This window comes from Mycolicibacterium komossense, from assembly GCF_025822605.1.
In the GTDB taxonomy this organism is placed as follows: domain Bacteria; phylum Actinomycetota; class Actinomycetes; order Mycobacteriales; family Mycobacteriaceae; genus Mycobacterium; species Mycobacterium komossense.
In genome coordinates this window covers 255,973-273,628 of the sequence record NZ_JACKTY010000049.1, presented here as the reverse complement: position 1 = coordinate 273,628, position 17,656 = coordinate 255,973, and the positions used below count along the sequence as shown (strand labels likewise).

The following is a 17,656-nucleotide window of genomic DNA, read 5'->3' as shown; positions in this document are numbered from 1 at the left end:
TTAGTGTCACCGTCATGGCCGACTTACCCTCGCTGTGGACCCACGAACCTCACGACGTCCTGGTGTTCAAGCCCGGCGAGAAGGTGGCCGATATCGATGCCGGCTCCACCCCTGGTTTCACCGGCTCCAAAGGTGACGCACCCGATCTGCAGGACGAACGCAATGAACGTTTCGCCGGCCTGCAGGAGATGCTCTACGCCGGTAGCCGCGAGGGCGACACCCGATCGGTCCTGCTGGTCCTGCAGGGCATGGACACCGCAGGCAAGGGCGGAATCGTCAAACACGTTGTCGGCGCAGGTAATCCACAGGGAATCCGGTACAGCAGTTTCGGGGTGCCCACCGAGGAAGAGCGCAAGCACGACTACCTGTGGCGCATCCGCAAGGCACTCCCGACCGCAGGGCAGGTCGGGGTGTTCGACCGTTCCCACTACGAGGACGTCCTGGCGGTCCGCGTCCATGACCTGGTGCCGCCGGAGGTCTGGGGCGCGCGCTACGACGAGATCAACGCCTTCGAGAAGGAACTCGTCGAGGCCGGCACCATCATCGTGAAGGTCGCCATGTTCGTCTCGTTGAAGGAGCAGAAGAAACGGCTGTCCAAGCGTCTCGACCGGCCCGACAAATACTGGAAGTACAACCCGGGCGATATCGACGAGCGCCTACTATGGCCCGCCTACCAGGAGGCCTACCAGGCCGTGCTGGACAAGACGTCCACCGACTACGCGCCCTGGCATGTCGTGCCCTGCGACAGGAAATGGTACAGCCGTCTGGCCATCACGGAGTTGTTGATCGAGGCACTGAAGACACTCGACTTGTCCTGGCCGCCAGCGAGTTTCGACGTCGAGGCAGAGAAGAAGCGGCTCAAGGACGCGTGAAGCTCGACGCGCTACTTGGTCAGCGTGAACTGACCGATGTTGGTGATCCCGCGCCGGAAGAAGTCCGCGCAGCCCGTCAGGTACTTCATGTAGCGGTCGTAGACCTCGACCGACGTGACCTCGATGGCCGCGGCCCGGTTGGCCTGGAGGTTCTCGGCCCACATATCCAGTGTGCGGGCATAGTGCGGCCGCAGTAGATGGATACGTTCCACCCCGAAGCCGGCGGCCTGTGAGTAGTCGACGATGTCTTCCTTCGAGGGCAGTTCGCCGCCGGGGAAGATCTCTTTGCCGATGAACTGCATGAACTTCAGATCACTGAACAGCAGCGGAATATTGTTGTCCCGGAAGAATTTCTGTGTATGCGCGAGGATCGTGTGCAGAAGCATGCGGCCGTCGTCCGGCAGGATGTCATACGCCTTTTCGAAGAATGCCGGGTAGCGCACCTTCTTGAAGGCTTCGAAGGCGCCGATGCTGACGATCCGGTCGACCTTGTCGTCGAATTCCTCCCAGCCCTGTAGCCGAATCTCGACGAAACGCTGCGTCGAGATACCCGCCAGACGCTTCCTGCTGTACTCAGACTGGTTGCGGCTCAAGGTAATACCGATGACGTTGACGTCGAAGTTCTCGACCGCGCGTTCCAGCGCGCCACCCCAGCCGCAGCCGATGTCCAACAACGTCATGCCGGGCTTGAGGTCCAGCTTGTTGAGTGCGAGGTCGAATTTGGCATTCTGCGACTCGTCGAGGGTCATGTCATCGCGCTCGTAGTAGCCGCACGTGTATCCCATGGTGGAGCCCAAAAAGAGGGCGAAGAAATCGTCGGATAAATCGTAAATCGACTGCGATTCCTCGTAGAACGGCAGCAACTCGGACTTGACCTCAGACATTAACCCAATACCTTTTTGACGTCGTCCTGCTGACGATGGAAGGGGTGCCGTAGAAAGGCCGGCACTGCGAAAACGCTGCACCGGCCATGTTTCCCCGACCCAGACCGCAGGTCTTACCGATAGCTAGCTTAACTACTGACCAGGATACTTGCCAACGCGACTACCGGTGAATCGCAACGCCGCCGGGTGGGCCACCTATCTCAGTACGTGTAGAAACCCCGACCGGATTTCTTGCCGAGCTGACCTGCTTCGACCATGCGCAGAAGCAACGGCGGCGGCGCGAAGTTCGCGTCTTTGTACTCGTCGTACATCGAGTCCGCGATGAGCTTCATCGTGTCCAGCCCGATCAGGTCCGAGAGTCGCAGCGGGCCCATCGGATGCGACAAGCCGGCGACCACGGCGGTGTCGATGTCCTCCACGGTGGCCACCCCGGCCTCGGCCATCCGGATGGCCGAGAGCAGATAGGGAACCAGCAGGGCGTTCACGATGAATCCTGAGCGGTCCCCGCAGCGCACGACCTTCTTGCCCAGCGTGTCCGAGGCGAAGCTCGCCACCCGCGCCACCGCGGCATCGCTGGTGACAAGCGTGCTGATCAGCTCCACGAGCGGCAACACGGGCACCGGGTTGAAGAAGTGCAGGCCCAGTACGCGGCCCGGATTCTTGGTGGCCGCGGCGATCTTCATGATCGGGATGCTCGACGTGTTCGACGCCAGGATCGCGTCTGGATCGGTGACGATTTCGTCGAGTTGGGCGAACAGCTTGGCCTTGACGGCCTCGTTTTCGACGATCGCCTCGATGACCAGCTGACGATCCGCCAGATCCGACAGCGTCGAGGTGGAGGTCAGCCGCCCCAGCGCCGCGTCACGGTCGGTTTCGGTCAGCTTGCCTTTGCTGACGCCACGCTCAAGTGACGTGGTGATGCGGCTGCGACCCGCCGCTGCCAACTCCTCGGTAGGTTCGAAGATCACCACGTCGACCCCGGCGCGCAAGGACACCTCGGCGATTCCGGCGCCCATCTGTCCGGCACCGATGACGCCCACTCGCTCAATACTGGTCACGGTCACACTTTCTACTCCATTGCCGACCAGACGCAAAAGTCCCCGAAAACGCGGGGTTTTCAGGGACCTTTACGACTGCTCGCGCAGAGATGGTGCCTAGTGGAACTGGCCCTCTTCGGTCGAGCCCGCGAGCGCGGTGGTCGACGAGGTGGGGTCCACTGTGGTGGCGATCCGGTCGAAGTAGCCGGCGCCGACTTCGCGCTGGTGCTTCGTGGCGGTGTAGCCCCGCTCCTCGGCGGCGAACTCGCGCTCCTGCAGGTCGACGTAGGCGCTCATCTGGTTGCGGGCGTAGCCGTGGGCCAGATCGAACATCGAGTAGTTCAGGGCGTGGAAGCCGGCGAGGGTGATGAACTGGAACTTGAAGCCCATGGCGCCGAGCTCGTTCTGGAACTTCGCGATGGTGGCGTCGTCCAGGTGCTGCTTCCAGTTGAACGACGGGCTGCAGTTGTAGGCCAGCATCTGGTCCGGGAACTCGCTCTTGACGCCCTCGGCGAACTTCTTGGCCAACTCCAGGTCCGGGGTGCCGGTCTCCATCCAGATGAGGTCGGAGTACGGCGCGTAGGACTTGGCGCGGGCGATGCAGGGCTCGAGACCGTTCTTGACGCGGTAGAAGCCTTCCTTGGTCCGCTCGCCGGTGATGAACGGCTGGTCGCGCTCGTCGACATCGGAGGTGATCAGCGTGGCCGCCTCGGCGTCGGTACGGGCGATGACGACCGTCGGGACGTCAGCGACATCGGCCGCCAGACGGGCCGAGGTCAGGGTGCGGATGTGCTGCTGGGTGGGGATCAGCACCTTGCCACCGAGGTGGCCGCACTTCTTCTCCGATGCCAGCTGGTCCTCCCAGTGCGATCCCGCGACACCGGCGGCGATCATGGCCTTCTGCAGCTCGTAAACGTTGAGCGCGCCACCGAAGCCGGCTTCACCGTCGGCGACGATCGGGGCCAGCCAGTTCTCGACGGACCGGTCGCCCTCGACCTTGGCGATCTGGTCGGCGCGCAGCAGCGCGTTATTGATGCGACGGATCACCTGCGGCACCGAGTTGGCCGGGTACAGGCTCTGGTCCGGGTAGGTGTGACCGGAGAGGTTCGCGTCACCGGCGACCTGCCAACCCGACAGGTAGATGGCCTTGAGGCCGGCCCGGACCTGCTGGACGGCCTGGTTGCCGGTCAGCGCGCCGAGGGAGTTGACGTAGTCCATATCGTGGAGTTGCTCCCACAGCACCTCGGCACCACGGCGGGCCAGCGTGCTCTCCTCGACCACGTGGCCCTGCAGGGCGACGACGTCTTCTGCGGTGTAGGTGCGCTCGATGCCCTTCCAGCGCGGGTTGGTGTTCCAGTCGTGCTGGATCTGCTCGGGGGATTTGGGGGTTCCGACAGTTGACATGCGGGTCGAACTCCTAGCGTTCTTGGCTGTGTACTTTGCAAGTCGCTGGACGCTGCCGGGATCGCCGGGTTGTTAACGTCGCTGCGACTTCACTGGTGTGCTATTTACACAGTGCCATCACGCATACACGCAGGTCCACCCGTTTCAGTTGCCAATTTTCGCAACGACTTGGCAGAAATTTGCAAATCTTGTTAAGGATCGCTTGGGCTTGACCGGTTCAGTAGCTACCCGCTGGTAACATCATCGGCGCAGGTCAGTGCCCAGAAATACGGGACAGTTGTACTGCTAGAGCGGGAAGATCGACGCGATCGCTTTGGTCTCGTCGCCGACGACATATGTGAGCGTGGTAACAGTGCGGTCGACGAGATCGGCCCCGAACTTGTCGGTGGATCCGGCCGGGTACACATGCGAAAGGATCTCCAGCTTGTCCCCCAGCGCGACCGGGGCATCATGCTCGATCGTGACGCGCAGCGGGGCTTTGAGCAGCTCGGGGTACGAGAACAGGTAGTCCTCGATGACGGTCCAATACACCGAATTGTTCATGTGGTCGAACAGGTCGATATCGGTAACCCGCACCGGGTAGTCGCGAATCTCGTGGGCGTCCTCGCGGCTGCCGGCCTTCAGGTAGGCCTTCCATCGCAGCCGGTCCACCTCGGTGGTGCGCTGGAGTCCGGTAAGGAAGTCGTCGGAAATCCGCGCCGGGCCCTGGGTCTCCCGGTTGATGTTGATCCAGAACGCCTCGGATTCCATCAGTCCGCCTCCGCGTCGTCCGTCGATGCGGACCCGCATCTCGCACCAGCGGTTGGAGGTGCCCGAGCACCAGCGGCGCATCCGCAAGATGTCCTGGAACTCGATCGGCCGGATCAGATCCACCATGGTGCGTCGCACGATCCACAGCGGGTGGGTCTCCTCGAAACCCAGCTCGCGCAGTTGGTCGGAGCCGACGTCCTGGATGTGCCGGCAGGCGGCATCGAACCGCAGCCGCCCGACCCGGTCGATATCGCCCACCCGCAGGGGCCACTGCCGGTCGAAGACATCCGGATGCGGGTCGGGAACCGGCATCATCACCTTGCCCAGACCAGGTGCGGTTGGCTTGTCGCTGCTCATCGAACGCCCTTCTTCGGGATGTCCACGGGGTGGTCTTCTCTGCTGCTCAAAGGCACACCCGCGCCCCCGCGCGATCATGCCAAACGACCAGGCATACGGCTAGCACGATGCCAGTGCCAAGAATGCGAAGCCATGCTTAACACCGCGAGTACCCTGGTCGCCGTGTCCAAAACCTACGTCGGTTCGCGGGTTCGACAACTGCGTAGCGAACGTGGTTTCAGCCAGGCTGCGCTGGCGCAGATGCTGGAGATCTCCCCTAGTTATCTCAACCAGATCGAGCACGACGTCCGCCCGCTGACCGTGGCGGTGCTGTTGCGCATCACCGAGGTATTCGGCGTGGACGCCACGTTCTTCGCCTCGCAGGACGACACCCGCCTGGTCGCCGAACTACGCGAAGTCACCCTCGACCGGGATCTCGATGTCGAGGTCGACATGTCCGAGATCGCCGAGGTCGTCAGCGCGCATCCCGCAGTGGCCAAGGCCATGGTGAACCTGCACCGGCGCTATCGGCTGACGTCGGCCCAGTTGGCGGCCGCCACCGAGGACCGCTTCCACGACGGCGGCGGCATGAGCTCAGGATCGGGCTCGATCGCCATGCCGCACGAGGAAGTCCGCGACTACTTCTACCAACGCCAGAACTATCTCCACGAACTCGACACCGCCGCCGAGGACCTCACGGTGCGCATGCGTATGCATCGCGGCGAGTTGGCCGGCGACCTGGCCCAACGGCTGACCCAGGTGCACGGCGTGCGAATCGTGCGCCGGATCGACATCGGCCACAACGTGCTGCACCGCTACGACCCGGTCACCAAGACACTCGAGATGAGCAGCCATCTTTCCGGCGGGCAACAGGTCTTCAAGCTGGCCGCTGAGCTGGGCTACCTGGAGTTCGGCGATCTGATCGATTCGCTGGTCACCGAGGGCAAGTTCACCAGCGACGAATCACGCACGCTGGCCCGCCTGGGCTTGGCCAACTATTTCGCCGCGGCAGCGATCCTGCCGTATCGCCAGTTCCACGACGTCAGCGAGAAATTCCACTACGACGTCGAACGCCTCTCGGCCTTCTACTCGGTGAGCTACGAGACCGTCGCGCACCGACTGTCCACGCTGCAGCGTCCGTCGATGCGCGGGGTACCGTTCTCATTCGTCCGGGTCGACCGGGCAGGCAACATGTCGAAACGCCAGTCCGCCACCGGTTTTCACTTCTCCTCCGCAGGCGGCACCTGCCCGCTGTGGAACGTCTACGAGACATTCGCCAACCCCGGCAAGATCGGGGTGCAGATCGCCCAGATGCCCGACGGGCGGCACTACATGTGGGTGGCCCGCACCGTCGAGCGCCGCGCATCGCGGTATGGGCAGCCGGGCAAGACGTTCGCCATCGGGCTAGGCTGCGAGCTACGGCACGCGGGACGGCTCGTGTACTCGGAAGGCCTTGACCTCTCTGGAGATAACGCCACACCGATCGGTGCGGGCTGCCGGGTGTGCGAACGGGACAACTGCCCGCAGCGCGCCTTCCCCGCGTTCGGCCGGGCGCTGGATCTCGACGAGCACCGCAGCACCGTATCGCCCTACCTGGTGAAGGATTGAGTGCCTGGATGACCGCCGAACCCGCCCGCATCCCCGCGTCCAGCAGCATCCGCGATATCGGACTGATCAACTGGGCGATCTGCCGTCTCGGCGCCAGAGGGATCCGCGCCCCAGAGTTCCACCTCTTCAACGCGCTCGCCACACACAAGACGCTGTTCTGGACGTGGCTGCCGTTCTCCGGGGTGCTGCTGTACTGGGGCCGACTGTCCCGCAAGGATGCCGAACTGGTCATCCTGCGGGTCGGGCATCTACGCGAGTGCGAATACGAACTTCAGCAGCACCGGCGACTGGCCCGCAGCCGTGGCGTCGACGCTGCACAACAACAGCAGATCTTCGAAGGGCCAGACGCGGCGGGATTGAGTGAGCGAGATCGGGTATTACTCAGCGCCACCGACGAATTCGTCCTCGACCGCGCCATCACGGCGAAGACCTGGACCGCGCTGTCGGGTTACCTCAACACCAAACAACTCATCGAATTCTGTCTGCTGGCAGGGCAATACGACACCCTGGCCGCGACGATGAACACCCTCAAACTGCCGCTGGACTTCCCGGACTAACTCAGCTGCCGCCGAACGTCGTGGTGGCCTTCGGCGTCACCTGAAAGCCCTGCACCTTACCCGCGAGGCTGCCGTAGCAGGCCACCCCGCCCTCGGTCGCCATGCAGGTGCCGCCGTTCGAGTTGATGCGATATCCCACAGGCAGCTGACGGATATGCCCGGGATAGGCCGGTGTGCTGTACTTCGGGATATCGGTGCGGCGCATGCCGACCGGTCCCGGCAGCTGTGCGTAGACCTCGTTCTCGCCGGCCCGCACACCGGGAAGCTTTCCGTCGCAACCCATCTCACCGCCACTGAACAGAACCATGCTGCACGTCAGTCCGTCGCCAACAGTGAACACCGGAAAGATGTTCTTGGCCCCGACTCCGACGAGGTAGCTGTCGTCACCTGTCACGAATTCGTTCGGGTCAGGAAAACCTGGCGGCAGGCCCTCGGTCGCGGGCCCGATGCCGGTGTGCCCCGGTGAGATAACCATCCATTGCTGGGCACGATCTCCCTTGGTGCACACCGTGATTGAGCCCGCTCCGACACCACACTCGAAGTCGGCGAAAGAGATCTTACTGCCCTCCGGAAGCACCGGGGCCGCCGCTCCGGACGGCTTCACGAACAGTGAATTGGCAGTGGCCCGCAGACCACGCTGGACGACGTCAGCCGCCAGCACGATCTCGTTGACACCAGCCTGCGTAGCGGGCAGCGTCCCGTCGCACCCGGCCACGCCCGTCACCGGCCGGATGGCGCACAGCAAGCCGTCGGGCGTCTGGAAGTAGGCTTCGCCTCCCCCAGCGGCGCCATCGAGATACGGGTCGACGGGAATCGACTGGTAGCCGCTGAGATCCGGCGCTGCGACTGGTTCGGCCGCTGCCTGGCCGACGGGTGCGATGACCCCAAGGCCGAGCAGCACCGCCGCTATGCAGGTTGGCCAGCGCACGTCAGAAATTGATCATGTGGCCGGTCAGACCGTGGAAGCATTCCTGCAGGGCTTCCGACATGGTCGGGTGGGTGTGCACATTGCGGGCGAGTTCCGTGGCAGTCAGGTCCCACTTCTGCGCCAAGGTCAATTCGGGCAGCAGTTCGGAGACGTCGTGGCCGATCAGGTGGCCGCCGATCAACTCGCCGTATTTGGCGTCTGCGATCAGCTTGACGAAACCACTCGGGTCACCGACACCGTGCGCTTTGCCGTTCGCGGTGAACGGGAACTTGGCGACGACGACGTCGTACCCCTCGTCGCGCGCCTGCTGTTCGGTCAACCCGAAGCTGGCCACCTGCGGCTGACAGAAGGTCGCACGCGGCAGCATCCGGTAGTCACCGAGCGGCAAAGTCTCTGCGCCGGCGATGGTTTCGGCTGCGACGACACCCTGAGCCTCGGCGACGTGCGCGAGCTGGAGCTTGGCGGTCACGTCACCGATCGCATAGATATGCGGCACGTTGGTGCGCATGTACTCGTCGATACCGATGGCCTTGCGGTCGGTGACCTGCACGCCTGTGCTGTCCAGGCCGAAACCGTCGATATTGGGTGCGAAGCCGATGGCCTGCAGCACCTTGTCCGCTTTGAGCTCCTCGGACTTACCGTCCTTGCTCACGGTGACAGTGACCTGCGAGCCATCATCCACGATGGACTCCACCTTGGTGCCGGTGAGGATCTTCACACCGAGCTTCTTGTACTGCTTCTCGATCTCCTTGGACACCTCGACGTCCTCGTTGGGCAGCGCCCGCGGCAGGAACTCGACGATGGTGACATCGACGCCGTAATTCTTCATCACGTAGGCGAATTCCATGCCGATCGCGCCTGCACCGGCGATGACGAGCGAGCCGGGCAGCTCGCGGGTCATGATCAGCTCTTCGTAGGTGACGACGTTCTCCGACAGTGAGGTGCCCGGTACCAGCCGGGTGCTGCTGCCGGTGGCGATGATCGCGTTGTCGAACGTGACCGTCTCGGATCCGCCGTCGTTGAGCTTGACGTTGATGGTGCTGGCATCGGTGAACGTGCCGTAGCCCGCGATCTCGGTGATCTTGTTCTTCTTCATCAGGAAGTGCACGCCGGCGACGCGGCCGTCGGCGACCTTGCGGCTGCGATCGAACGCCGCACCGTAGTCGAAGGTGGCCTCACCGCTGATCCCGAAGACCTTGGCTTCCTTGGTGAAGATGTGGGCGAGTTCCGCGTTGCGCAGCAGCGCCTTCGACGGGATGCAGCCGACGTTGAGGCAGACCCCGCCCCAATATTTCGGTTCGATGATGGCGGTGTTCAGCCCGAGTTGGGCAGCGCGAATGGCCGCGACGTAACCACCGGGGCCTGCTCCGAGAACGACGACGTCATAGTGAGTCACGGCTACATACCCTAACGGTGCGAGTAATCGGACGCGGAGCTGTCCACCAAGCCCGCGCCTGGGAACGCCCAGGAGGGCTTCCTACTCTGTCAACGGTCGACGGTTCCGCTAAGGCACGACCAAGCCAAAAGCAAACATGCCGTACAGCGCCGCGGCCGCAAGCCCCGACGCAAACGGCGCCGTCATCGTCGCGATCGACGTGGCCGAGACCATCGGTCTGTCCTGCACCATCGAGATCACCAGCGCGGCCACCGTGCAGAACAGCACATACATCAGCACGGCGGTGTCAGGCCAGGTCTTGTCGAGGGACTGAAACCACCAGTAGTAGAGGCCGGCGCCGGCCGCCGCGGCGACGACCCACACCCCCAGCAGCGCCAGCGCGAACTTCCAGCGCCGCAGGTACTGGTACTGGGCGGCCACCACGATCGGGTGCGCCGGGATCAGCTGCGGTTCCGGGGCCAGTTCGTCGGACCAGCTGACGGGCTCCGGCGTCGAGGACGGCATGCGCCAGGGGTTGTGGTCGGGATCGCGCTGCAGCTCCGGCGCGGGTAGCGGTTCGGGTTCGGGTCGCGGGGCCGACAACGGCTCCGGGTGCGGGCCGGTGTCGAAGATCGGCGGCCAGTGCGGTTCGGTGAGTGGCATCGACTCCGTGTCGAGACGTTCAGGCACCGTGCACCACCTGGATCAGGACGAGCACGGCGAACCAGCCGGGCGCGAACGCGATGAGGAACGCGCCCAGCGCCGTCACCCAGCGCTGGCCCGCGATCATGACCATCAGCAGACCGAGCACGCTGGGCACGCCCAGGACGAGGGCGATGACCATATCGGGGCGGATCGACGCCTGGATGAGCAGCGTGCTGAGCACGGCCGCGACGACACCGACCGCGGCACCGACCAGCATCGAACTGGTCAGCAACCACGCCCTTGGTAGGGGAATCACGTCACCGACGGTACGGGCGAATAGCGTCCGTCACCCCACCCGAAGGCGGGGTGACGCAGGGTCGTTATCTGATCGGTATCGCGCAGACATCGGCGGCCTCGGCCACCACCTCACCGCGCGGACCCGGCGGCCGGGTGCCGTTGGCGTACTGCGCGCCGGTAACCGGAGGCAGCGCTGTGAGCTGCAGGTTTTCCTGTTCGGTGAAGGCGCGGCCGCGGGAGAGGAAGCGCATCCCCTCGGGAGCTTCGAGGCTGAAACCGCCACCACGTCCTGGCACCAGGTCGATTACCAGTTGGGTGTGTTTCCACGCGTCGAACTGTGGCCCCGAGATCCAGATGGGCACGCCGTCGGGCTGCTTGTCCCCGGTCACGTCCAGCAGGCCGAGGAGGATGTCTCGATCCCCGACGACGAAGTCTCCGTCCGGGTAACACATCGGCGACGACCCGTCGCAGCAGCCACCGGACTGGTGGAACATCAACGCCCCGTGGCGCTGCTGCAGCGTCGACAACAGCTCGGCCGCGGCCCGGGTGATCAGGGCGCGTGGTGGTGCATCACTCATCGTCAGATATCCCTGCGCCTCATCGGTATCGGTGTAACACAGCTCACAGTACGCGCGCGGACACAATGGTGTTATGCCCGACCAACAGAGCTCCGCTTACGAAGACCCGTATCTCTGGCTTGAAGACGTTACCGGCGATGCGGCGTTGGGATGGGTCCGCGCGCACAACGACCCGACATTGACGGAGCTGTGTGACGACCGGTTCGACGAGATGCGCCGCCAAGCGCTCGAGGTGCTCGACACCGACAGCCGCATCCCGTACGTGCGGCGTCGCGGCGAGTACCTCTACAACTTCTGGCGCGACGCCACCAACCCGCGCGGGCTGTGGCGTCGCACGACGCTGGAGTCCTACCGAACCGACGATCCGGACTGGGAGGTCGTCATCGACGTGGACGCCCTCGCGGCCGGCGATGACGTGAACTGGGTGTGGGCGGGCGCCGATGTCATCGAGCCCGACCACACCCTGGCTCTGGTCAGTCTGTCCCGGGGTGGCTCCGACGCCGCTATCGTCCGCGAATTCGACATGCGGACAAAGGAGTTCGTCGCCGACGGATTCGAGGTCCCGGAAGCCAAGACCGACATCACCTGGGAGAACGAGCACACGGTGCTAATCGGCACCGACTTCGGTCCCGGCTCACTGACTGACTCCGGATATCCGCGGGTGGTCAAGCGGTGGCGACGCGGCCAGCCCCTGGCCGAGGCGGAGACGGTTTTCGAGGGCACTGCCGCGGATGTGAGCGTAGGCGCGGGCGTGGACCGGACGCCCGGCTTCGAACGCATCACGCTGGTGCGCGCGACGGACTTCTTCAACCACGAACTCTACGAGCTGCGCGGCGACGAGCTGATCCGCATCGACGCGCCCACCGACGCGGGGGTCTCGATTCATCGCGAGTGGATCCTGATCAAACCAAAGAGTGAATGGTCCGTCGGCAACTCCAGTTATCCCGTGGGGTCGCTGCTGGCCGCCAATTACGACGAATTCCTCTCCGGCACTGCGAAACTCACCGTGGTGTTTGCACCGGATGAACACACGTCGCTGGAGAGTTACGCCTGGACCCGCGATCGGCTGGTACTGCTGACCCTGCACGATGTCGCCAGTCGTGTCGAAATCGCCACTCCCGGATCGTGGAATCGCGAGCCGGTGCCGGGGATACCGCCGAACACCAACACCGTGATCGTCGCCGCCGACGATATGGGTGACGAGATCTTCCTGGACTACAGCGGTTTCGACACTCCGTCCCGGCTGCTGCAGGGCGCCGCCGGCGAAGAGCTGACCGAGATCAAATCGGCGCCCGCCTTCTTCGACGCCGACGATATCGAGGTATCCCAGCATTTCGTGGCATCGCTGGACGGCACGATGATTCCCTATTTCGTTGTGGGACATCGCTCTTCGACCGGACCGGGGCCTACGTTGCTCGGCGGATATGGTGGCTTCGAGAACTCGTCGACGCCGGCCTACGGCGGCGTCCTTGGCCGGTTGTGGCTCAACCGGGGCGGCACCTACGTGCTGGCCAACATCCGTGGTGGGGGCGAGTACGGGCCGGCCTGGCATACCCAGGCGATGCGCGAGAACCGACACCGCGTCTACGAGGATTTCGCGGCCGTGGCAAAGGATCTGGTGGGACGCGGCATCACCACCGTCGAACAGCTCGCCGCGCAGGGCGGCAGCAACGGCGGCCTGCTGATGGGTGTCATGCTGACCCGCTATCCCGAGCTCTTCGGCGCGCTGGTCTGCCAGGTGCCGCTGCTCGACATGAAGCGTTTCCACCTGTTGCTGGCCGGGGCGTCCTGGGTGGCGGAGTACGGCGACCCCGACAACCCGGACGACTGGGCCTTCATGGCCGAATTCTCGCCGTACCAGAATATTTCGGCCGATGCCGAGTACCCAGCTCTGCTGATGACGACCTCGACCCGCGACGACCGGGTGCATCCCGGCCATGCCCGCAAGATGACCGCCGCTCTGGAGGCGGCCGGACATCAGGTCCGGTACTACGAAAACATCGAAGGCGGGCACGCCGGTGCCGCCGACAATGCGCAGACCGCGTTCAAGACGGCGTTGAGTTATTCGTTCCTGCACCGGGTGCTGGGCATTGGGGTGAATTGAGCGGGAGATGCCCTGTGAGTAACCTTGCGTGAAGAGATTAGGGGAAGCATGTTCGTTGATCCTGCAGAGATGCGCACAGGCGCCAATACGACTTTCAAGGCCGCCGATCACGCCAACGACGGAGCGGGATACCTTCGCCGAGCCTCAGTAAATTCAGGGATCTTCGGGGATTTCGACGCCGCTCAAGAGTTTCACGATGCGGTCACCGACGCTCACAGTCGCCATACAGAGATGCTCAATAAGCACAGTGAAATCCTCGATCAGTTGGGCAACAACGCGCATAACGCGGCATCGGAATTCGCCGAGATGGACGCCGATAACGGCAAGCGACTACACGATGTCGCGAAACAGCTATAGACGAATGCCGTGGCACCGTATCCAGCGCTAACCCACATCGATATCGGCAGCTTGATCAACGCCGCCGGCGGAGACCCGTGGAAACTGGATGAGACTTTGCAATCAGGCGACCCGGGAGCAATCTCTAGCCTTGCTGGCGCGTTTCGGGCCGCGAGCGATTGCACGAGCGCGGCCCATGACGCCTATTTAGATGCCCTCGCACGGTTTCGCGCCTCGTGGAACCACGAGGACGGTGGGCACCCGATCAACGACTCAGCTGAGGTACAACGAGTCCAGCGATCCGTGACATTTCAGAAGGATCAACTGCCGAGAATCGCGATCGATCTGGAGGGCCTCGCCGCAGCCCTCGCCGAGGCGGAAAGATTCGCAAGTAATGACATCAGCGTCCTGGACAGCCAACTGCACTATCTCGATGCGCTGATCGACGAGGCGCTAGCGCATGATGAAGACACGTCTGCACTCGAATCCGATGCAATTAATGTCACCACCCAAATCTTGGGTCAGATTGGTGCGATTCGTGATGACTACTCCGCGAAACTGACCAGCGCGTTGACGACACTGCGTGAGGACGGATACGACCCAGGTGCACTTCAGGGCCTCGATGACGATGGCAACCGCACACATGCTCAGCAAGACCAAGCCGCGGTCGGCAAATATGGGGACGGCCAGAGAGTCAAAGACCAAGCCATGGTCGACAGTCCTGGTCCGTGGACACCGGAGAAGGCCGATGCTGCCAAGCGCCTTCAAGATTTCGCGACCGCGACGAATCCAGGCGCGACAGCGGATTCACGACACCTCGCCAGCGAACGACTCGACGATTACGATAAGTCCCGGTTCACCGGTCCTCTCTCTGTTGACCCGCTCCTGGGTGGTACCGCCGCAGACCGTGCGCGAATGCGCCTCGACTGGCAAAAGAAAATGGAGCAGGGTCTGCTGGGAATGCCGCCCATGACTGCCGATCAAGCAACACAGGCTCTCGACGATGCCGAGCACGGAGCACGGGTTCTGGTGACACAGAAGGCGATCGAAGCGTTTCAACGGCAAGGACTATCCGCGGATGGCGCTAAGACCGCCGTTGAGGCGCTTGGTCAGGGAGTGCCGTGGCGAGACTTGCTGAATCAAGATTCACAGTTGCTCGGGGGGCTTGGCGCGGGTGCAGACGCTGGCACCCGTGTAATCAAGTCGGAGTCGGAGACTGCGCACGCGCTGGGACGATTTTCAGAAGCGGATCTCACCCAGTTGAAGAGCATCTCGGGAAAGCTCGGCCTGGCCGGTCTCGGGTTAGATACAGGGCTGGGTCTCTACGATATCGTCGCCAATCATGCCCCCGCTTGGCAGACTGCCGGCCAGGTCGCTGGGGGCGCGGCTACCAGCTACGCGGTCGGTGTCGGCGCCTGGGCACTCGCCGGCACTTGGATCGGACCCGAGGGCGCGGTGTTAACTGGTCTCGTTGGGGCGGTGGTGCTTTCGCCATATGGCAGCAAGTACGTCGGAGAGCTGTTCGGTAACCTTGATGGCTGAATCCACACACACCGCCCTGCAACCCTGGCAGACCGCGGCCTTTGTAGCCGCAATCATCTGCGTCATCGTGGGCTGTATACCGGCTTTCGTCAAACTCGATATTCCGAGTGCGCGCCGAATTTATTGGGTTGGCTGGCTGGGGGCGGCGGCATTCGGCGCCACAGCAGCCTCGAGCCGAGGTTGGTCGGCAAGTATCGCTGTTGTCGTGATGTTTGCTTTGCCCGCGACCCTGAGGGCTTACTTCGCGACGCCCTATATCAAGATCGGTGGGCGCGTCATCGCGCACAGCATCACTGACACCCTCGCCGAGGAGTCGGAACAATCGCCTGGCGCTCGCCAAGGCTCGCCTGCAGACAGCTATGGCGGACTTGTCACCGCATCGAAACAGTGGTGGGTGTTTGCAGCGCTGGCGTGCATTCTCGGCGGCGCCGTCTACAGCCTTGGCTGGGAGTGGAGAGGTATCTTCGCTGTCGTTTTCCTCTCTTTCCTCGGCGCGGCCACCGGCCATGACGACAGTTCCCGTCAGCTTCCCCTTGTCCGCGGCCAGCGCGTTCAAGCCCTGATCGTGGTGGTCGCTTCCATACCCATGCTCTTGATACCCCCAGCTGCATATTTCCTCGGGTATGAGCTTGGAAAACGCCACCCGCACAACCGATCACGGCATGGTCGATGACGGTGTCGATCCCTACCTTCTGTAGTGGAATTTCCATCATCGAGTTGGCTACAGCTGGCAGCATGTTCCCGTTGTGGCGATCGGCAACGCTGTCACCCGATTCGATTGAGCGGCGGGTCTATTGGACCGGCTCCGCAATCGGCGTTGCACTGCTGTTCGCGTCTCAGCTGCCCGACTGGGAATCAGCAACAATCCTGGCTGTCGCGATCGGTGTCAGCCTGGTTGTCGTCGCCCTCAAGTGGACGAACCATGTAAAGCTCGGCGGCCGCATCTACTCGGTGTTCAGCAACAACCGGGGACCCGAACGACCACCTGCGCTTCGATCTGACGATTAATCCGCCGCCCGGATCGCCTGTCTCGTCCCGCAGCCGTCATCAATTGATGACGGCTCGCAACCGACTACCCCGACCTCCTCCGCAGCGAACCCAACACCGCCCGCTAGCCCAAGCTGTCCAGTTGGAAGTCGACGATCTTTATATCCGTCGCCTTCGCGATCGCGTTGGTGTCGATCGCCTTCCTTCGAACCAACCACATAAGAACTGGCGGTAAAACCTACGCCGCTCGCCTTCCTTCGGACACCTGATCGCCCACAGCGTTGCGCTCAGATGACTAGAAAGCTCTCCATCCGATGCGTTCAGCTGTCAAAGTCGTGATTTGCCAGGATTTCGCGATGCGCGAGAATACGGGCCGGCTTTCTGCGGCGGCCGCCGTGGCGGCGGCCGTGTTTTGAGTAGCGCTCCGACCGGCGTAGAAATGCAGCTAATGTCGCAGAGATGTGGCTGGATATCGCCAAGGGTGCGCTGCTGCTCTTCGTTGTTGGCGGTGCACTTTTCTACATCACCGCGGTTTTTCGCAAGTCGCGGGCTGCAGGTTCACGCAAGTTTAAGAACCCATATATATCCGATCGATCGCTTGGGCGACTCCAACCGCCGGAGTGGGTCGACTGGGACGACGACGGCGAAACTCCAAGACGCAGTAAGCCTTAGAGGATCTTCTTATCGCGTACCGGACGGGGCGGCGCGGGGCGCTCGAGCGATTTACTGTAGCGATACGGCCAGCGCCTGCCAGCGAGATACGCCAGCAGATAGAGAACTATGAAAGCACCGCCGGTAATGATCCCGATCAGCACGAACTGCACGTACTGGCCGCGAGCCACTCGGTAACCCCAACTAGCCTCGCTGGCATACCCAACGCCAAAGCGCTCAGGATCAGGAAACCCGCCGCAGTGAGCATTACACTAAGGTTCCTGTCCGAACCGACGTTGCTCACGACACTGGCGGAGCACAGGCCCATAGCGGGGACCGACAACCACCACGCTTTCTTCGCCGTGACGTCACTCCCGCAATGATCTTCGGCTGGGTCGTAAACGACCGGCTGACGCGGCACGGTCAGGCTGGCCGTCGCGGGTGTGGAATGCGTAGATCTTGCCGGCAATCTTGATATAGGAGCTCGTGAAATATGCTGCGAGCGCCATAGCGAACAGCCCAGCAGCCGCAAGTCCCAAACCTCCAGTCCAGTCAGGAAGCAATCCGATAAAGGTGAACAGGGCCGCTCCCGCGGTGCCACCCCAGTAAATGCGCCGCTGAGCCTCAATACTTTTGGCAAGCGACGACAGCACAGTGACGGCCAGACACACACCTGCCAAGGCGAAAAACACCTTCACGTGCACAGATGCGTGCACCACCCGATCAGTAATGATCCCAGCGGATACCAATGTCACGCTGTTCCCC

The 17,656-nt window shown here is 63.0% G+C and carries 18 protein-coding genes; 8 read left to right on the top strand and 10 right to left on the bottom strand.

Annotation, left to right across the window (positions count from 1 at the left end; all coding sequences use genetic code 11):
* Positions 1-14 precede the first annotated feature (14 nt).
* Positions 15-872 carry a polyphosphate kinase 2 family protein gene (locus H7J73_RS30340; RefSeq protein ID WP_264071524.1) on the top strand — a complete coding sequence of 286 codons (858 nt, stop codon included), beginning with the start codon at positions 15-17 and terminating at the stop codon, positions 870-872.
* Positions 873-883: 11 nt separating this feature from the next.
* Here H7J73_RS30340 and H7J73_RS30335 read toward each other — a convergent pair whose 3' ends face one another.
* From H7J73_RS30335 to H7J73_RS30320, 4 genes are all read right to left on the bottom strand, one after another.
* Positions 884-1,756 carry a cyclopropane mycolic acid synthase family methyltransferase gene (locus H7J73_RS30335; RefSeq protein ID WP_264071523.1) on the bottom strand — a complete coding sequence of 291 codons (873 nt, stop codon included), beginning with the start codon at positions 1,754-1,756 and terminating at the stop codon, positions 884-886.
* Positions 1,757-1,956: 200 nt separating this feature from the next.
* On the bottom strand, positions 1,957-2,814 hold the full coding sequence (locus H7J73_RS30330; protein ID WP_264071522.1) for a 3-hydroxybutyryl-CoA dehydrogenase: 858 nt from the start codon (positions 2,812-2,814) through the stop codon (positions 1,957-1,959).
* A 96-nt stretch (positions 2,815-2,910) separates the two neighbouring features.
* Positions 2,911-4,197: an isocitrate lyase gene (gene aceA, locus H7J73_RS30325; RefSeq protein WP_264071521.1), complete on the bottom strand. Its 1,287-nt coding sequence runs from the start codon at positions 4,195-4,197 to the stop codon at positions 2,911-2,913.
* A 285-nt stretch (positions 4,198-4,482) separates the two neighbouring features.
* A complete protein-coding gene (locus H7J73_RS30320; RefSeq protein WP_264071520.1) occupies positions 4,483-5,304 on the bottom strand; it encodes an acyl-[acyl-carrier-protein] thioesterase in 822 nt (273 codons plus the stop codon).
* A 162-nt stretch (positions 5,305-5,466) separates the two neighbouring features.
* Here H7J73_RS30320 and ramB point away from each other — a divergent pair, with 162 nt between their 5' ends.
* A complete protein-coding gene (gene ramB / locus H7J73_RS30315; protein WP_264071519.1) occupies positions 5,467-6,891 on the top strand; it encodes an acetate metabolism transcriptional regulator RamB in 1,425 nt (474 codons plus the stop codon).
* Between the two features lie 8 nt (positions 6,892-6,899).
* The gene (locus H7J73_RS30310) at positions 6,900-7,448 is read left to right on the top strand and encodes a carboxymuconolactone decarboxylase family protein (protein ID WP_264071518.1); all 549 of its coding nucleotides are present in this window, start codon (positions 6,900-6,902) and stop codon (positions 7,446-7,448) included.
* A 1-nt stretch (position 7,449) separates the two neighbouring features.
* Here the strand turns inward: H7J73_RS30310 and H7J73_RS30305 are convergent, their stop codons facing one another.
* The 5 genes from H7J73_RS30305 to H7J73_RS30285 form a co-directional block, all read right to left on the bottom strand.
* Positions 7,450-8,376 carry a hypothetical protein gene (locus H7J73_RS30305; protein ID WP_264071517.1) on the bottom strand — a complete coding sequence of 309 codons (927 nt, stop codon included), beginning with the start codon at positions 8,374-8,376 and terminating at the stop codon, positions 7,450-7,452.
* A gap of 1 nt (position 8,377) precedes the next feature.
* Positions 8,378-9,772 carry a dihydrolipoyl dehydrogenase gene (lpdA, locus tag H7J73_RS30300; protein ID WP_264071516.1) on the bottom strand — a complete coding sequence of 465 codons (1,395 nt, stop codon included), beginning with the start codon at positions 9,770-9,772 and terminating at the stop codon, positions 8,378-8,380.
* A 108-nt stretch (positions 9,773-9,880) separates the two neighbouring features.
* The gene (locus tag H7J73_RS30295) at positions 9,881-10,441 is read right to left on the bottom strand and encodes a hypothetical protein (protein ID WP_264071515.1); all 561 of its coding nucleotides are present in this window, start codon (positions 10,439-10,441) and stop codon (positions 9,881-9,883) included.
* Positions 10,434-10,712: a putative holin gene (locus tag H7J73_RS30290; protein WP_264071514.1), complete on the bottom strand. Its 279-nt coding sequence runs from the start codon at positions 10,710-10,712 to the stop codon at positions 10,434-10,436. Before H7J73_RS30290 ends, H7J73_RS30295 begins: the two co-directional genes overlap by 8 nt.
* Positions 10,713-10,776: 64 nt before the next feature.
* Complete coding sequence (locus H7J73_RS30285) at positions 10,777-11,271, bottom strand: DUF779 domain-containing protein (RefSeq protein WP_264071513.1); 495 nt, start codon at positions 11,269-11,271, stop codon at positions 10,777-10,779.
* Positions 11,272-11,344: 73 nt separating this feature from the next.
* Between H7J73_RS30285 and H7J73_RS30280 the strand changes: the two genes are divergently transcribed.
* From H7J73_RS30280 to H7J73_RS30260, 5 genes are read left to right on the top strand one after another with little or no spacing between them, the layout of a single operon-like run.
* Positions 11,345-13,375 carry a prolyl oligopeptidase family serine peptidase gene (locus tag H7J73_RS30280; protein ID WP_264071512.1) on the top strand — a complete coding sequence of 677 codons (2,031 nt, stop codon included), beginning with the start codon at positions 11,345-11,347 and terminating at the stop codon, positions 13,373-13,375.
* A 48-nt stretch (positions 13,376-13,423) separates the two neighbouring features.
* Complete coding sequence (locus tag H7J73_RS30275; RefSeq protein WP_264071511.1) at positions 13,424-13,732, top strand: DUF2563 family protein; 309 nt, start codon at positions 13,424-13,426, stop codon at positions 13,730-13,732.
* Between the two features lie 9 nt (positions 13,733-13,741).
* Positions 13,742-15,253: a putative alpha/beta hydrolase gene (locus tag H7J73_RS30270; protein ID WP_435405603.1), complete on the top strand. Its 1,512-nt coding sequence runs from the start codon at positions 13,742-13,744 to the stop codon at positions 15,251-15,253.
* On the top strand, positions 15,246-15,926 hold the full coding sequence (locus H7J73_RS30265) for a hypothetical protein (RefSeq protein ID WP_264071509.1): 681 nt from the start codon (positions 15,246-15,248) through the stop codon (positions 15,924-15,926). The genes H7J73_RS30270 and H7J73_RS30265 overlap by 8 nt, the downstream gene beginning before the upstream one ends.
* Before the next feature lie 44 nt (positions 15,927-15,970).
* The gene (locus H7J73_RS30260; protein ID WP_264071508.1) at positions 15,971-16,261 is read left to right on the top strand and encodes a hypothetical protein; all 291 of its coding nucleotides are present in this window, start codon (positions 15,971-15,973) and stop codon (positions 16,259-16,261) included.
* Positions 16,262-17,259: 998 nt separating this feature from the next.
* Here H7J73_RS30260 and H7J73_RS30255 read toward each other — a convergent pair.
* Complete coding sequence (locus H7J73_RS30255) at positions 17,260-17,646, bottom strand: hypothetical protein (RefSeq protein WP_264071507.1); 387 nt, start codon at positions 17,644-17,646, stop codon at positions 17,260-17,262.
* Positions 17,647-17,656 lie beyond the last annotated feature (10 nt).

What these genes read in the sequence shown, in the direction of transcription:
- H7J73_RS30340 (WP_264071524.1), top strand. Translation starts at nt 15, where the DNA reads ATGGCCGACTTACCCTCGCTGTGGACCCACGAACCTCACGACGTCCTG.
- H7J73_RS30335 (WP_264071523.1), bottom strand. Translation starts at nt 1,756, where the DNA reads ATGTCTGAGGTCAAGTCCGAGTTGCTGCCGTTCTACGAGGAATCGCAG.
- aceA (WP_264071521.1), bottom strand. Translation starts at nt 4,197, where the DNA reads ATGTCAACTGTCGGAACCCCCAAATCCCCCGAGCAGATCCAGCACGAC.
- H7J73_RS30320 (WP_264071520.1), bottom strand. Translation starts at nt 5,304, where the DNA reads ATGAGCAGCGACAAGCCAACCGCACCTGGTCTGGGCAAGGTGATGATG.
- H7J73_RS30310 (WP_264071518.1), top strand. Translation starts at nt 6,900, where the DNA reads ATGACCGCCGAACCCGCCCGCATCCCCGCGTCCAGCAGCATCCGCGAT.
- H7J73_RS30285 (WP_264071513.1), bottom strand. Translation starts at nt 11,271, where the DNA reads ATGAGTGATGCACCACCACGCGCCCTGATCACCCGGGCCGCGGCCGAG.
- H7J73_RS30280 (WP_264071512.1), top strand. Translation starts at nt 11,345, where the DNA reads ATGCCCGACCAACAGAGCTCCGCTTACGAAGACCCGTATCTCTGGCTT.
- H7J73_RS30275 (WP_264071511.1), top strand. Translation starts at nt 13,424, where the DNA reads ATGTTCGTTGATCCTGCAGAGATGCGCACAGGCGCCAATACGACTTTC.
- H7J73_RS30265 (WP_264071509.1), top strand. Translation starts at nt 15,246, where the DNA reads ATGGCTGAATCCACACACACCGCCCTGCAACCCTGGCAGACCGCGGCC.